This is a genomic window from Vibrio hepatarius (assembly GCF_043642085.1).
In the GTDB taxonomy this organism is placed as follows: Bacteria; Pseudomonadota; Gammaproteobacteria; order Enterobacterales; family Vibrionaceae; genus Vibrio; species Vibrio hepatarius_C.
In genome coordinates this window covers 449,260-464,738 of sequence record NZ_JBHZSA010000002.1, presented here as the reverse complement: position 1 = coordinate 464,738, position 15,479 = coordinate 449,260, and the positions used below count along the sequence as shown (strand labels likewise).

The 15,479-nt window shown below is 43.5% G+C and carries 14 protein-coding genes; 6 read left to right on the top strand and 8 right to left on the bottom strand.

What is annotated here, in order from left to right; genetic code table 11:
• Nucleotides 1-149: 149 nt before the first annotated feature.
• On the bottom strand, nucleotides 150-1,901 hold the full coding sequence (locus ACHUFZ_RS05180) for a bifunctional metallophosphatase/5'-nucleotidase (RefSeq protein ID WP_394126195.1): 1,752 nt from the start codon (nucleotides 1,899-1,901) through the stop codon (nucleotides 150-152).
• Nucleotides 1,902-2,130: 229 nt separating this feature from the next.
• On the opposite strand from ACHUFZ_RS05180, the gene ACHUFZ_RS05175 reads away from it, so the two are divergent.
• Entirely contained in the window at nucleotides 2,131-3,762 is a 1,632-nt protein-coding gene (locus ACHUFZ_RS05175; protein ID WP_394126194.1) for an ATP-dependent endonuclease, read from the top strand.
• Nucleotides 3,763-3,873: 111 nt separating this feature from the next.
• On the opposite strand, the gene ACHUFZ_RS05170 is transcribed toward ACHUFZ_RS05175, so the two are convergent.
• Nucleotides 3,874-4,356 carry a DUF1097 domain-containing protein gene (locus ACHUFZ_RS05170; RefSeq protein WP_394126193.1) on the bottom strand — a complete coding sequence of 161 codons (483 nt, stop codon included), beginning with the start codon at nucleotides 4,354-4,356 and terminating at the stop codon, nucleotides 3,874-3,876.
• A gap of 179 nt (nucleotides 4,357-4,535) precedes the next feature.
• On the bottom strand, nucleotides 4,536-5,441 hold the full coding sequence (locus tag ACHUFZ_RS05165; RefSeq protein ID WP_134834671.1) for a LysR substrate-binding domain-containing protein: 906 nt from the start codon (nucleotides 5,439-5,441) through the stop codon (nucleotides 4,536-4,538).
• 251 nt (nucleotides 5,442-5,692) lie between these two features.
• On the opposite strand from ACHUFZ_RS05165, the gene focA reads away from it, so the two are divergent.
• Nucleotides 5,693-7,144 carry a formate transporter FocA gene (focA, locus tag ACHUFZ_RS05160; protein ID WP_394126192.1) on the top strand — a complete coding sequence of 484 codons (1,452 nt, stop codon included), beginning with the start codon at nucleotides 5,693-5,695 and terminating at the stop codon, nucleotides 7,142-7,144.
• Nucleotides 7,145-7,242: 98 nt separating this feature from the next.
• Here the strand turns inward: focA and ACHUFZ_RS05155 are convergent, their stop codons facing one another.
• From ACHUFZ_RS05155 to ACHUFZ_RS05145, 3 genes are all read right to left on the bottom strand, one after another.
• Nucleotides 7,243-7,812 (bottom strand): YceI family protein, encoded by a 570-nt coding sequence (locus ACHUFZ_RS05155; protein WP_394126191.1) that lies wholly within the window; start codon nucleotides 7,810-7,812, stop codon nucleotides 7,243-7,245.
• On the bottom strand, nucleotides 7,809-8,348 hold the full coding sequence (locus ACHUFZ_RS05150) for a cytochrome b (RefSeq protein WP_394126190.1): 540 nt from the start codon (nucleotides 8,346-8,348) through the stop codon (nucleotides 7,809-7,811). Before ACHUFZ_RS05150 ends, ACHUFZ_RS05155 begins: the two co-directional genes overlap by 4 nt.
• 152 nt (nucleotides 8,349-8,500) lie before the next feature.
• Nucleotides 8,501-8,749, bottom strand: a complete 249-nt coding sequence (locus ACHUFZ_RS05145) for a DUF2164 domain-containing protein (protein ID WP_134834667.1) — start codon at nucleotides 8,747-8,749, stop codon at nucleotides 8,501-8,503.
• A 103-nt stretch (nucleotides 8,750-8,852) separates the two neighbouring features.
• Between ACHUFZ_RS05145 and ACHUFZ_RS05140 the strand changes: the two genes are divergently transcribed.
• From ACHUFZ_RS05140 to dcuC, 3 genes are all read left to right on the top strand, one after another.
• The gene (locus ACHUFZ_RS05140) at nucleotides 8,853-9,488 is read left to right on the top strand and encodes a hypothetical protein (RefSeq protein WP_394126369.1); all 636 of its coding nucleotides are present in this window, start codon (nucleotides 8,853-8,855) and stop codon (nucleotides 9,486-9,488) included.
• Between the two features lie 374 nt (nucleotides 9,489-9,862).
• On the top strand, nucleotides 9,863-10,708 hold the full coding sequence (locus tag ACHUFZ_RS05135; RefSeq protein ID WP_394126189.1) for an EAL domain-containing protein: 846 nt from the start codon (nucleotides 9,863-9,865) through the stop codon (nucleotides 10,706-10,708).
• A gap of 242 nt (nucleotides 10,709-10,950) precedes the next feature.
• Entirely contained in the window at nucleotides 10,951-12,318 is a 1,368-nt protein-coding gene (gene dcuC / locus ACHUFZ_RS05130; protein ID WP_004411725.1) for an anaerobic C4-dicarboxylate transporter DcuC, read from the top strand.
• A 72-nt stretch (nucleotides 12,319-12,390) separates the two neighbouring features.
• On the opposite strand, the gene ACHUFZ_RS05125 is transcribed toward dcuC, so the two are convergent.
• Both ACHUFZ_RS05125 and narQ read right to left on the bottom strand, forming a co-directional pair.
• Complete coding sequence (locus tag ACHUFZ_RS05125) at nucleotides 12,391-13,023, bottom strand: response regulator (protein ID WP_053439123.1); 633 nt, start codon at nucleotides 13,021-13,023, stop codon at nucleotides 12,391-12,393.
• The gene (gene narQ, locus ACHUFZ_RS05120; RefSeq protein WP_394126188.1) at nucleotides 13,010-14,743 is read right to left on the bottom strand and encodes a nitrate/nitrite two-component system sensor histidine kinase NarQ; all 1,734 of its coding nucleotides are present in this window, start codon (nucleotides 14,741-14,743) and stop codon (nucleotides 13,010-13,012) included. The genes ACHUFZ_RS05125 and narQ overlap by 14 nt, the downstream gene beginning before the upstream one ends.
• Nucleotides 14,744-14,986: 243 nt before the next feature.
• On the opposite strand from narQ, the gene napF reads away from it, so the two are divergent.
• Nucleotides 14,987-15,469 (top strand): ferredoxin-type protein NapF, encoded by a 483-nt coding sequence (napF, locus tag ACHUFZ_RS05115; protein ID WP_394126187.1) that lies wholly within the window; start codon nucleotides 14,987-14,989, stop codon nucleotides 15,467-15,469.
• Nucleotides 15,470-15,479 lie beyond the last annotated feature (10 nt).

The following is a 15,479-nucleotide window of genomic DNA, read 5'->3' as shown; positions in this document are numbered from 1 at the left end:
TCAACCCTATACGCCACCAATAGGAACAAAGTAGACAAGTGCAGACCATACGCCAATCCAACTAACAACGACAGCCACATCAATCCAATCTCGACTCCACATAATACCCCCTGAGTATTATTCATACATAGCATGAACCCAGAGATTATTTAGCAACCTTTATGCCATTGCCTTTTTTGTTCGCTGCGCTGATCGCGATTGAGTACATCAGGCATTTTGCTAAGTAGCTCAATAAAACAATCCGCCATGGAAACAGTTGTGATTAACCCTTCCCCTTGCATGTTTAGAATCGCTTCATAGCCTTCTTTGCCCTTCATGGTATAAGCCGACGATGTCCCTGTATAAATTTTATTTGATTCAACAGGTTGCCAAACGCCTTGTACATCACGAATTTCCATCTGTTGCACTCTATTGCCAGCTTCAGCTTCGTAGACGTACTTAAAACGAAGGTTATTTGTGTATGGATAAGAACCGTCCCCAGTACCATTGACGCCATTATTCAGAGCATTATTAATCGCCCCTTCGATGATAAGAGGCAAGAATTCTCCCTTGATCTTATATACACCAATGGGAACGGCAAATGGCAGCAGCTTTCCGGCAACGTCTGCCACCGAAACATCACCGGCATTAAGTGAGTTCCTAACGCCACCCGCATTATGAATGGCGAAATCGACCTTATGACCTAACTGCATCATTTTATAGGTAAAGGATTCCGCGACTAGCGGCGCTAGTTGACTAGGCCCTTGTTGGTCTGGAACGCGAACATGACGCAATTTTTGGTTGGCACTGGCAATGATCTCTTTTTGTAGAGTTCGTACGCGCGAGATATATTTTTCTTCAAGTATCGATTGCAGAGCGCGATCTTTTTTACATACCACCACATTCGGATGGTTATCAATAAAATTTCTTGCCCGTTGGTATGGCGTTTCGCTGTGTGTTTGGCTCATGCTGGCGTCGATAAACAGGCGTCGCCCTAATAGCAACTCGTTTTTGCCATTGAACGTGGCGACAGAACCATCTTGATTAAACTCAATATCGCAGTGACCTAGGCTCAGAGCGTGATAACCAGCCTGTACGACGTAAGTATTGTTAACTCTTACACCGTACTCATCGTCTTTAACTAACCCTAAGCTACTAAAGTCACCCTGTAACCTATGACTGTGGCCGCCAACAATCACGCTGATGCCATCAACATGATTGGCGAGATCTAGGTCTGCATCATAGCCCATATGGCTTAACAAGATAATCTTATTGATACCCGCAGCGTGTATCCGCTCCACAGTGAGCTTCGCCGTTTCAATCGCATTGGTGAAGGGTGTATCGATATCTGGATTAGAAATATCAGCCATTTTGTCGAGCGCTAAGGAGAATATCGCCACCTTGTCATCATCAACCGATTTCTCAATCCAATTGGCGGCCTTGGTTGCGCGGTTATAGGCAATAACACTCGGGTTATCAGCAAGGCGAATCGATTTGGATTTTAACTCATTTGAAAGATCCCAGTTACCCGCAAGTAATGGGAATTCGATTTGTTGAGCGAATTGAGCAACGGGTTCGTTACCCATATCAAGCTCATGATTACCCAGTGCCATTGCATCAATCTTGAGACTATTGAGCAAGGTCGCATTGGCTTCACCTTTAAACAAGGAGAAGTAAAGCGTGCCTTGAAAGCAGTCACCGGCATGCAAAAATAGGAGTTCTGTACTTTGTGATTGAGCTTGTTGGCGTAATTGTTCTACGCGTGTCGCGATACGTGCAAAGCCACCAGCACTGACAAATGGAGCGAGCTTTTCTCCGTTTACATCAATGGTGAGTTGCAGCGACGTTGGTTCAAAGTATGAGTGTGTGTCATTAATGTGCGCTATTCTTAGCTTTGTCGTTTTGTTATTTTTATCTGTCATATTCATCTCTCTTTTCACTCACATCCTACCGCAACCAATGTGACAGATTCATTATATTTCACACTTATATTAAACATGACGTTTCATATACATTGATATCTTTGAGCAAAATCACTCACTTATTGACAATACCCAATCCAGTATTGATGCGAGTTTGTGAGCTAAATGTCTGCTATAACAGGAAAATTCTATTATGCTTAATATAGAAATGGCGTAATGGAGTGATTCAATGAAGCTTGAGCGAATCGAAATTTCTGGTTTTCGCGGAATCAAACGTTTATCTATTGCCTTTGATGAGCTCACCACTTTGATTGGTGAGAACACTTGGGGCAAATCATCACTATTGGATGCGCTTTCTGTCGCACTCCCACCTGAAGGTGACCCTTACAGTTTTGAAATGGCGGACTTTCATGTCGACTATTCCGTCTCGCATCCTCAGACCCAGCACTTACAAATCGTATTGAGCCTAGTTTCTACGGACAAAAACGAAATCCATTCTGGTCGATACAGAAGAATCAAACCTATCTGGGTTCAAGATGGTAATGGTGTAAATCGGATTATTTATCGGTTAAGTGCGTCAAGAGATGGCTACGATATCGTGACTCGCTATTCATTTCTTGATTTGGAAGGTATGCCTTTACCTCTCCACCATTCAGAGAAACTCGCTCAAGAATTGATGTCGTTGCATCCAGTTATTCGCTTGAAAGACTCTCGCCGCTTTGAACGACCAATCAACAACACTAAAGATGTTAATGCACGAGTTGAGAAACGAATCGATAACACTTGTCGACGTTTGATGGCGATCCCGGGACATGTCAATAAGGGGGAAATGAGAAGCAGCTTGAGCTCCATGAATGCTTTGGTCGAGCACTATTTCTCATTTAAACCCAACGTTCGTAGTAACCTGCGCAAACAGCGCGATGGGATCTTTTTCAATGCCTCACCCGGTAGTAAGAGTATTTCTGAGGTTGTCGAAGAAACCAAAGATAAACAGACGCGGCTATTGTTTATGGGGTTACTCAACGCATACTTACAAGCCAAAGGTCCCACTACATTAAGGCGATGTGCCCGCCCTCTATTGATCATTGAAGATCCCGAAGGACGTTTGCACCCTACTCACTTGGCTCGCGCTTGGGGCCTACTGCAGTTATTGCCGATGCAGAAGATTCTCACCACCAACAGTGGCGATCTATTAGGTCAAGTTCCACTGCATAGTATTCGTCGATTAGTCAGGCAGTCCGATCGCACTATTACCACCTATTTATCAGACCAAGGATTAGGCCGTGACGAGTTTCGTCGAATTGGTTTTCATATTCGTTTTCATCGCCCAGGGGCACTATTTGCTCGCTGTTGGCTATTGGTTGAAGGTGAAACCGAAGTTTGGCTGTTCAATGAACTTGCTAACCAGTGCGGCTATAACCTTGCAGCCGAAGGTGTCCAAATCATCGAGTTTGCTCAGTCCGGACTGAAATCTTTGATTAAAGTGGCTAAAGCGTTTGGCATTGATTGGCATGTAGTGACGGATGGCGATGCGGCAGGTAAGAAATATGCAGCAGCAGTGAAGGCCCAATTGGATAACGATCAGCAAAGACATCGCCTCACTGAGCTTCCAGACAGAGATATCGAACATTATCTCTATAACAATGGCTTCGAGGAATTCTTTAAAAACATGCTTAAGATTCCTCTCGATCATCCTATTCCAGCGAAAAAGGTCGTCACTCGTGTATTGAAAAAGTTTGCTAAACCCGACTTAGCGTTGGCGATTGTTTCTCACTGTGAGAAGCAAGGTGTGGAAGGGATTCCTTTACTGTTACGTTGGACGCTAAAACGAGTCGTGACTATGGCGAACGGTAACACATAAAAAAGCGGCATCGAATTTATCGATGCCGCGTATCAAAAATCGGTGATACAAATCAATCGGGGGTAGTCCAAGCTGCCCTTTTCAAAAACAGCTGAGACTTATCAAAGGTCACTACCGTGTCTGTAGACTTGCATTAACCTGAGATTGCTTTGACTTTTGATGTAGCCACAGTCCACTCGCCTTCATTAGGTAACCAAAAATGCCACCTAAAATTAGCGATGGAACCACAAGCTTCCAGTTACCATCGGCAGCAAATGTCGCGCAAGATCCGATAAACGTACCTGGAATATAAGCAAGCCACGACTGTTTCGCCTGAATACACATAAAGAATGCAACAACGGCGGTGATGACATAGCCGAGGATTTCAAGCGAAACGAATTGCGAACCATGAATGATCACCATCGCCCAGAAAACACCGCTCATATTGGTTATCAAACTTACTGATAGGCCTTTAAAGCCATCGTTAGGTGATGCAAAGTAGCTTGTGCAGCCTAAAAACCCAGCCCACGATAGTAGTCCAAGTGTCACCGCTATCCAGCCCCAAAGCCCAGATAAAATGCCAGTAGTCAGGGAGATTGCGAATAAAGTGCTCATTACGCCTCGCTCAGTGTGTGGTTTCACACATCAAAAGTAACAAGTAGGCATCTTAGAGAAACTCCGCTCGCAATCACACATTACAGATCACATTTTAAAGTCATATCAATACATTCATTTCACAAAACCTGTGATGCAATCGATATTTCAACAGAAATAGGTAATAACAAAATCACCAGTCAGAGCACAGATGGCTTGCCCTTCATCATCCTTGCGCCTTCTCTTTTGATACATTCCACAAGCGGGTTTTCAACCATATCGGCACGCCAGATGAAAGAGAGCGTTCTTTCCATTTTCAATTCAGGTACATTTAACGCAACTAAATGACCACTTTCAATAAAGCGTTCAACGTCAAGGTAAGGCAGACAAGTGATGTATTGGCCATGTTCAACCATACTACGAAGTACTGGAACGTGTTCGTATTCTCGCCATACATCAAGATCTTCAATTAAGTGATGAATTGAGCTGTCGAATATCATCCGCGTACCACTGCCGTGCTCACGTAATACCCATTTAGCTTGTTCTAGTTGTGCTAGGCCTACTGTTTCTTGCTTTGCAAATGGATGATGGGCTGCCGCGACAACGGTCAAATGGTCTCGGCACCACACCTCTTGGTGAAGTCGATTGTCATCGCAACGACCTTCGATGATACCGAGGTCATATTTATAATCTAAAACCCCTTCAATGACGCTATCAGTACTTTTTACCTTTAGTGAGATTCGCATTTCTGGAAATGAGTTATCAATAATACTGATAAGGTCTGGGACAAGATGTTCTGCGGGAGTCTGGCTAGCCCCTAGCTTAAGGTGACCGCTAAGCAAATGCTGCTCGTAAAAGCCCATTTCAATCTGCTGGGCATCTTGTAATAAGCGTTTGGCCTTAGGTCTTAACCACATGCCCCAATGCGTTAACGCCATCTGTTTACCTTGGCGTTCGAATAAAGGTCGCCCAAGCATCTTTTCTAATTGAGCTAACGACATACTTGTCGCTGATTGAGTTAAAGCTAACTTATCGGCGGCAAGGCTGACACTCCCTGTATCCGCAACAGCATCAAACACGGTCAGCTGCTTTAATGAGTATCGCATAGGACTCCTATCCTTGTGTATTGCATGAGTTTTACACCATTAAAAACTCTACTAGTTACATATCCATCATCAATGATACGCAAGCCGTTTCATTTTACCTGCTCCCACCCCTATATCAATATTTTTGATAAGGATTTTAAAAATTATCAATTTTACCTCTACCTCCACCCTACATATTCTGAATGGGCAGTCACGAAACGTAACTGCACTTTTAAGGAGATTACTTATGACGTTTACATTCGGGAGTGCGTATGACACCGGCTCAAACGAATAACCAATACTTTTCGCCAATGGAAATGATGGCCGAAGCTGAGAAGTTCGCATTAAGCAAAGCGAAGAAAAGCAGCGGCATGACATTAAGCTTGGCGATCATGGCAGGTGCTTTTATTGGCTTAGCTTTCTTGTTCTATATAACGGTGACGACAGGTAGTACCGATGCTGGCTGGGGGCTTAGCCGCTTAGCCGGAGGACTTGCCTTTAGTATGGGCTTAATACTTATCGTCATTTGCGGCGGTGAGCTATTTACTAGCTCAGTACTTTCAAGCATCTCTTGGGCAAACAAACAGATTAGCTTTGGCAAGATGATCTCAATCTGGGGCAAGGTCTACATCGGCAACTTCATCGGCGCCATGTTGCTATTAACCATTGTCGCCGCGGCAGGTTTATACCAGATGGATCATGGTCAATGGGGGTTGAATGCACTCAACATTGCTCAGCACAAGCTTCATCACACCACTTTGCAAGCTTTCGCTTTAGGTGTCCTGTGTAACTTGTTGGTTTGCTTGGCAATTTGGCTGACCTTTAGTAGCGCTAATGCCCTAACTAAAGCGGCGATGACAATTATGCCAGTTGCGATGTTTGTATCGAGTGGCTTCGAGCACTGTGTGGCGAATATGTTTATGGTTCCACTTGGCATCGTGATTCAAAACTTCGCTCCCGATTCATTCTGGCAGCAAGTCGGCGTTAGCGCAGCGCAATACTCAGACCTAAATATTAAGCAGTTTCTGTTTGCGAACTTAATCCCTGTGACCTTCGGCAACATCGTTGGCGGCGCAGTATTGGTTGGCCTGGCCAATTGGGGGATTTACCGCAGACCACAACTTAAAGCAGCGAACATTCGCACTATTACAAAGACAACTCAGATTAATTCGGCTAAGGAAATCACCATGAACAACAACATCACAGCTAAACATGTAATGAACACGAACCCACTCACTCTACGTGCAGAGATGCTTACTCCTGTTGCTATTGATTCTTTACTAGAGCATCGTCAAATCAGCGCGCCAGTTTGTGATATTGAAGGTCGCTTAGTTGGGTTCTTCTCAGCGCATGACGTTATGGTCGACCTTTGGTGCCAAGATTACCTTCCAGCTAAGGAGCAGAAAGTTGTCGATATTATGGCTCGTGACGTGGTTGCGATTGATGCGAACGATAAGCTTGTTGATATTGCAGAGTTTCTTTGCATCGATAAAGAGCAGCTTTATCCAACGACCAGCATGGGCATTGCTACTCAGCTCACCACTCTATCACTTGAAGAACGTGCTAAAGCAATGAGAGTAAGTAAACCGCATGTACTGCCAGTCCTAGATAATGGGAAGCTTGTTGGTGTGATTACAAGAGAAAATGTTTTGGAAGCACTACGCCCTATCTACGGCGAGCGTATGAATATCGTAGAAACCCAGCGTGAACTTGAAACAGCATAATAATACTAAACACTAACAACGCTTTGGCTCAGAATTTGGTCCGGAAATAAGTCGCTTGACCAAACCGCCCCCAACCTAGGTTGGGGGCATTTTTGTTTTTACTTCTTAATACCTTCGACATGAAGTTCCATGTCAACATAGCTTGAAGTGCCCATTACGGCGATATCGAAATCAGCAAGCTCTAGACGAGTTGTTCCGATGAAACCAGCGCGCTCACCACCCCATGGATCTTGACCTGCGCCAATAAACGTTGCGTCAATTGTGATTGGCTTAGTCACACCGTGAAGGTTTAGATCACCATTAACCGCTAGTTTGCCTTCACCCTTGTCTACAACACTTGTACTTGTGAATGTTGCAGTTGAGAATTTAGACGCATCAATAAAGTCTGAGCTACGAATATGTTTGTCACGCTCTGCATGGTTTGAATCTAGACTTGTAGTGTCTACATTCACCGTTACTTTTGATGCTGATACGTTTGCTGGATCGTATGAAAACTCACCATCAAATGTGTTGAAACGACCTTTAATAAAGCTGTAGCCCAAGTGACTTACTTTAAAGTTCACTGAAGCATGAGCGCCTTTTGTATCGATCATGTAATCCGCCGCGCTTGCACCAAATGGTAATGCCATTACCATTGCTAATCCGGTAGCAAATAACGTTTTTTTCATTTTGAAGCTCCTATCATCTTGCGTAGCGTGTTGTCTTTATTAATAAAGTGGTGTTTTAAAGCTGCTATAGCGTGGACGGCAGCAATAAGAATCAGCGCCCAAGCAGCATAAAAATGAATCTGTCCAGCCATATCAGCCTGCCCTTCGAATAGAGCACCTAGGCCAGGAATAGTGAACCAGTTGAAGACATCGATTCCTCGACCATCTTCTGTTGAAATCAAGTAGCCTGAAATAGGCAGTACGAGCAAAATGACGTACATGACTAAATGAGCCAATTTAGCACCAACGACTTCGTAGCTTGCCCCCTCCACCCTTGGTGACGGCGTAACAAACTTCCAAGCAAATCTAATCACGGTCAATGCAGCCAACAGTAGACCAATAGATTTATGCCAATGCGGCGCCGTTCGGTACCATTCACTGTAGTACGAAAGATCAACCATCCACAAACCGACCGCAAACATACCAATGACGACAATTGCCGACAGCCAATGAATGGCGCGCGCAAGTGCATTGTAGTTTTTTACTTCTGATTCCATTTGTATGCCCTAGTGGTTAAATGACTCTTGTTATTATTTAGAGTACATATCTCTTTTTCGTTGCAACAGATTATTTACCATTCTTTACATTAGTGAAATATTCTCCGCTCGATGAAGTCGTTCAAAAAATTTGAAGAAACTTTTTCAGCGTGTCAAAAGTCACTTGGCTGCTCTATTTCATACAGTTCATCAGCAATATCGACAATCTTACGCTGCATGATCGTCTCTGCGTCCGCCAACCCTTGATTGTAAAAGGCTGGACCAAATTTATTGGTAATAAATTCAAGTAAAAAATCAGCATCAAATTGACCAATTTCCACATCAAGCTCATCTTCTAAGTAGCCTTGTAGCGCCTTAGCCATTGCCTGTTTTTGTTGTGATGTAAATTCAATCTTCGACATAAACCCCTAAGGCTCCTCATGTTTTAGTCGATTAAGTGTAACTAAAGTTATCATACGCGTGTTACGCTAGTTGCGCATATTGCTCATTATGGAGAGATGGATCTTGTTATTGGATGTGCTAGTTCAGAGTGTCAATGAATTTCAGGCTGACTGCATGGCGTTGTGTGAAAAGCACTACCCTACAATTCACAATAAAGGAATGAGCGAACATCATTTAGGATTAGCGTTTGCGCGCAGGCTATCGAGAACCTTGAATGAGTTTGGGCACGATTACGATTATAAGCCCCTAGATACCCCTCAAGCATCTGATCTTCCCCATCACTATCGTGTCAGCTCTGATATTGGCACTGTTTGGATCTTAACTTCACACCTTGTGAGTGCAGGGCCTTCATGCCGTAAAAAACTATTTAAAACAATCGCCCAATGGCAAGAAGAATATGGCTTTGCGGTGCAACCTAATGACCTTCTCCTATTGCTTACTGACCACTGGATTACACGCAGTAAACAGAGCCGAGAGCTACTTCATTGGTGGACGGGCGAACTCCCTGATGAAATCGATGAATACCGCATTCAGGGAATCTCATTGTATGAAAGTGAATCCCAACTGGCGTTGTCACTTGAAGAGCATTTCAAATTGAGCCCGTACTTCGTAAAATTCACGCACCCGCTAAAAAGAGCAACGGACCGCCAACTGGTTCGAAAATACATCCAACTGTACTCTGTCGTTCAACTGAGCTGATAGGCTTTAGCTACCTTTATTTGTAATTGGTCGCCATTTTCTTAGCACAGTCCTCAAATTGCTATTGTAGAACCACTTACCTTCTAGGGAGGATGAGAGACTCCTCCCGAAAAGAGACTGTGAGACCCTTCACTACTATCATTTCAAATTGTAACAGATAAAATCTTACGGCTTAGCTTGTATCTAACAATATAACTATCAAGGTAGTTGTTTGATTTTGTATGGTATTAATAAGACTTTACGTCGATTCGGATATTGCTAAGATTAAAGATGACGCAAACATTGACAAAATCACGTCATTGTCAATATTATGTCAAAAGTTTGCTTTATAGCATTCTGTAAAGTGCATTAGTTAATTGAGGTCGGTAGTAAATATGATTCTCTCTACACAGCAACAGTTTGTTGACTGTCTTTCTATCAATGAGCATTTCCAATATATCGGCCAATACAAGGAACTGACTCTACATAGCGTTTTTCAGCCCATCTTTAACTCAGACAACCAAATCATTGGTGTTGAGGCTCTAGTTCGTATCCAGCATGCTCAGAATGGTTGCGTTAGACCAGACGTTTTTTTCCATTCAGACGAGACTTGCTTTGATGACAAGATCAATGTCGAGCGATTAAGCCGTGTTATCCATATCCGCAACTTCGCAAGATCTAAGCTGCGCCATCTAAAGCTCTTTTTGAATGTGTTGCCTTCTGCAGGTGAATATTTAGCGTTAGAAAACATTGATACTAGCTTGCTTGCCCAGCGCCTTAGAGCTCTAGGTATTAGCAACAACCAACTTGTGATGGAAGTTGTAGAACTGGAAGCAGACAATGAGCAAAGCCTTGCTAACGCGATGAAAAAGTTGAATGACAGTCAATTCAATATCGCAGTCGATGATTTCGGTATTGATGCATCAAACCGTGAACGTGTTGAAAGGCTCAAACCCAATATTTTAAAAATCGATCGCTCGCTAATGCTCTCTTATATGGATGGTGACCAGTTCGCTTTACTTTCCGGATTGAAACTGGCGCAGAAGCTAGGCTCTCTCATCGTCGTTGAAGGCATTGAAACAGAAGAGCAGTTAACGGCAATGCGCTCACTCAATGTCGATATGTACCAAGGATATCACTTAGCCATGCCAGAGCCTCTGGAAGCGGTTTACCGTGAGGAGTGCAATGATCTCGCTTCACTTGGTAACCCTGCCTCTATTTATATCGGTTCGTCTCGATGAGTCGACTGTAGATCGAGATTTGATCTAGCTAAAACTTTCTAGCCCTCCATTAGCATTATATTTAACATCTGTAAAACCATATAAATACAAGATGTTTCACTAGATTTAATACCCAACTCATTTTATTGCTCTAGATCATCGGAACCTCAACTTAGCCTCGTCGGACAGCATAGAATTCTGTACATTCTTTGAAATAGTTTGAAACAGTTTCTTTATAATTTTCAATAGTTGAGGATATTTCTATGCTGGAACTCTTAATCGGGTTAGCAGTGACGGTTGCCGTTGGCTACTTCATTGTTAAGGGCTACAAACCAGCCGGTGTTCTACTCACGGCAGGTGTGCTACTTCTAATTTTAACGGGTCTCATTGGACATACCGTTCTCCCTTCAAAAGTAGCCTCAACCGGTAACCTATTTACTGACGCGCTAGAATACGTCAAATACATGCTGCAGTACCGTGGTGGCGGTCTAGGTATGCAAATCATGTTACTTTGTGGTTTCGCTTCTTACATGACTCACATTGGCGCAAACAATGTTGTTGTTAAACAGTTTTCTAAGCCTCTATCTGTTATTAAGTCGCCTTACGTTCTGTTAGTGGCTGCCTATATTGTTGCATGTCTTATGTCTCTGGCTGTGAGCTCAGCAACGGGCCTAGGTGTACTCTTGATGGCAACACTATTCCCTATGATGACTGCAATGGGTATCTCTCGCCCAGCAGCGGTAGCGGTATGTGCTTCACCTGCAGCAATCATCCTTTCACCAACCTCCGGTGACGTTGTGATCGCGGCAGAGAAATCAGGCTTAGATTTAGATGTATTTGCGGTACAAACGGTATTGCCAGTTTCTATCTGCGCGATCATCGTAATGGCCGTTGCTGCCTTCTTCTGGAACAAGTACCTAGATAAGAAAGACAATTCACCAATGGAGCGTGTCGACGTTTCTGAGATTGAAGTAAACGCACCTGCTTTCTATGCAGTACTGCCTTTTCTTCCAATCATCGGGGTATTTCTATTCAACGGTCGCACTATTCCAGGCCTGAAACTCGATATCTACACCATTGTAGTGCTATCAATCTTCATTGGCGCCCTAACCGACTTTGTTGTTAAGCGTTTTGATGGAGAAAAGACGCTCGCAGATCTCGAATCATGCTACCAAGGCATGGCTGACGCATTTAAAGGTGTGGTCATGCTATTAGTCGCTGCGGGTGTGTTTGCGCAAGGTCTAATGTCTATTGGCGCGATCGATAACCTACTTCACCTTGCGGAAACCGCTGGTGCTGGTGGTATCGCTCTAATGCTTATCCTAACAGGTCTAACAGTTGCTGCCGCGATTGCGACAGGTTCAGGTAACGCGCCTTTCTATGCCTTTGTTGAGCTAGCGCCTTCTCTGGCAGCTAAGATGGGCCTAAACCCAGCATTCCTTATTATTCCGATGCTTCAAGCGTCTAACTTGGGTCGTACGATTTCGCCAGTATCTGGCGTTGTGGTTGCGACTTCCGGTATGGGTAAAATTAGCCCGTTTGAAGTCGTAAAACGTACCTCAGTGCCGGTTGTATGTGGTTTGATTACGGTTATCTTCGGTACCTTAGTACTGGTACCAATGACCGCTTAATTGATACTTTTCATACAGAAAGGGGGAGCTCATTTGAGCTCCCCCTTTTTCGTTTATCGCTACTTGAGCACGTTATTTCATTTCACCATAACGCTCAAGGTACAGCACTGTCGCTGCGGTACGCGATGGCACTTGAAGCTTCTTCAGCAAGCTTTTCATGTGAACCTTTACGGTCGACTCAGAAATGAACAAGGTATCCGCGATTTGTTTGTTTCTAAGACCTTTCGCAACCTCTTTCAAGATCTGCATTTCACGATCAGTTAGCTCGTCAAACACACTGCTGCTGTTTTCTCTTTCAGCCAAGTAAGTTGCCACCTCTTGACTGTACGCCTTATTACCGCGTAACGAATCTTTCAGCAAATCGATCAATTCATCAGGCTCAGTATCTTTAAGCAAGTAACCATCTGCGCCTGCTTTAACGATCGCTTCGATATCTGCTGGGCTATCTGAAACCGTTAGGATAACGATAGTTGCATCACATTCATCGGCACGTAAAGCGTTAAGTGTGTCTAGGCCAGACATCCCCTTCATATTCAAATCAAGGAGAATTAGATCTGGTTTGTGCTCATGGTTTTGGGCAACGGCATCCGTACCATTGCTTGCTTCTGCAACAACTTCAAATTCATCTTCGAAACTCAACAGTTGGTTGATACCACGTCGCATTAATGGATGGTCATCGACCAATAACACTCTACACTTTGTCAATGTTTGAATCCTTAATTTTTGGGTACTTTAAATAGACCTCACAGCCCTGCATTTCATTCGCTGTGATGGTTAGCTTGCCGCTAAGCCTTGAGGCACGCTCTTGCATAATACTCAGTCCGTAATGGTTGGCTTTTTCTAGTTTCGTATCGAAGCCAATCCCATCATCTTTTACCAAGACTTGGATGTGAGTTTCTGTTTCGTCGCACTCTATTTTTATATGTTTTGCCTGCGCATGCTTGATTGCATTAGTTGCCGCTTCACGTATCAACTGCAATAAGTGTACTTGTTGGTTTGTCTCTAGTTCAATAGAGGACAATTGGTTATTGAGCTCAATCTCAGCATCGGTCTGATCAGATAGCTGTTCCGTCATGCTTTGAAGAGCGGTACCAAAGCTGCCTTCTTGAATAGATAACCTGAAGGTCGTCAGTAGCTCACGCAACTGCGTGTAAGCCGCAGACAACCCTGTATCTAGCTCAGCCAACACTGGTGAAGTTTTCTCTAGTGCCGGTGAATCCGGTAGCTTGCTCATACCTCTCTTCAATAAAGAGACTTGTATCTTCAGGTATGACAACGCTTGCGCTAATGAGTCATGGAGCTCACGGGCGATAGTGGCACGCTCTTCCATAACGAGTAACTGTTCTGCTTGGCGCTGAGCCTGATTGTAATATACCGCACGCGATAAGATCTGTACAAAGTTGTCAATCAATGCTTGATCTGGACACGGTAAAGAGACCTTCCAATATAGCGTACCAAGCTCTAGACCATCTAAAACGAGTTTCTGACTACTGCAACTCTTCTTGCAGTTTCTGCATGCCTCACCTTCAGAGATCAAAATAGGTTTTTCGCCTACTTCATTGATTTCTAATCTAGCTGCTGAAATGCCTTCTAAGCTAACAATATGCTTTAAGATTGCTGAAAAGTTATCTTGCGTAATCCTCGAAACCGTAAGCTCTTGTGAGGATTGATATAAAACGCGCAAAGAATCGTTGGCATTTTGCAGTTTTAAGGTTTTCTCGTTAACGGCCTTTTCTAGACCTCGGTATAGGTTACCTAAATCACGAGCCATATTGTTAAACGCTTTGGCTAACACGCCCATCTCATTCTCGCTAGAGATATTGAGCTGGACATCAAATGAGCGCGCTTGAATTTGCTCACTTGCTAAAACTAACGAGTTCAAAGGCGTCACAACATGTTTTCGCGTGTAGTGCACAACAAAAATACTGATTAAGAGTACAAAACCTAGCCCTAAACCACCAACCCAAGCAAGTGAGATCAGCTTCGTTTCCGAAAAGTCTTGCAGTTTAAACACAAACGCATCGATCTGATTAACAAACCCTTCGACCAGCTCCAAATAGCGCTCTCTATCGTCGCCTTTTAGAACCAGTTTTAGCTCATGCCAACGAGTGATCAAACTGTAGTAATCGTGGGTTATGTCCCTAGGCACCACCCAATGTTGCAGCGCTTTCATTGAAGGTGAATAAATCGAGTGCTCAAACATCACAATATGAGACTCATAATCGTGTGATTCAGACTGAATATCGTAAGCCAGACGGTAGCTTTGCATACGCATTGAACCGGCAACGTTAACCGCTTCTGCATCATTTAGGCTAGAAGCCAACATAAAAATCGCAAAGCTAGTTGTCGCCACCGAAAGTAACAGGATGCATATCATTGCCTTAGCAATAGTCGTTGTAACTGAGCTTTTCACATTCTTTAACATGTGATTTTTTAACACCTTCACACAAATTTATTGTTTACATACTAAGCTTATAATCAATTAGCGCGACAATATGTGATCACTTCGCTGTAAGTTTATTGATCTAAAACAACTTTCATCGCTAATTACCTCCTAGGGGGTATTTATCGAAATATTTCAAAAACTACAATTTATATATGGATAAATGAAAGGTTATGAACAACAATTTATCCAGAATTACAATAGCTAACAAGTTTAGGTGAGATAGTGGTAGACCTATCCAAAAGACGCTTATTTTCAAAACGTACAGTTGACGATAATACTATTCGTTTACCGTGGCTTGCAAACAGCACTCAATTCACCGAATTGTGTACTCGCTGTGGTAAGTGTGCTGAAAACTGCGAAACGAACATCATCATTAATGGTGACGGTGGTTTTCCTCAGGTCGACTTCTCACGTGGTGAATGTACTTTTTGTTACGGATGCGCGCAGGTGTGTCCGGAGTCGTTATTTGAACCCGAACAAAATAGTCCGTGGTATGCGAAAGCAAGCATTACTAACGGGTGTTTAGCAAAGCAAAATGTCGAATGCCGAAGCTGTGGCGATATGTGCGAAACCATGGCAATCCAGTTTAAGTTGGAAATAGGTAAAGTCGCACAACCCAATTTAGACCTTGATGAATGTACAGGTTGCGGAGCATGCGTTGCAGTGTGCCCTACTTCATCCATCAATGTGAGCAAATTAGTATAAAACGGAAGTA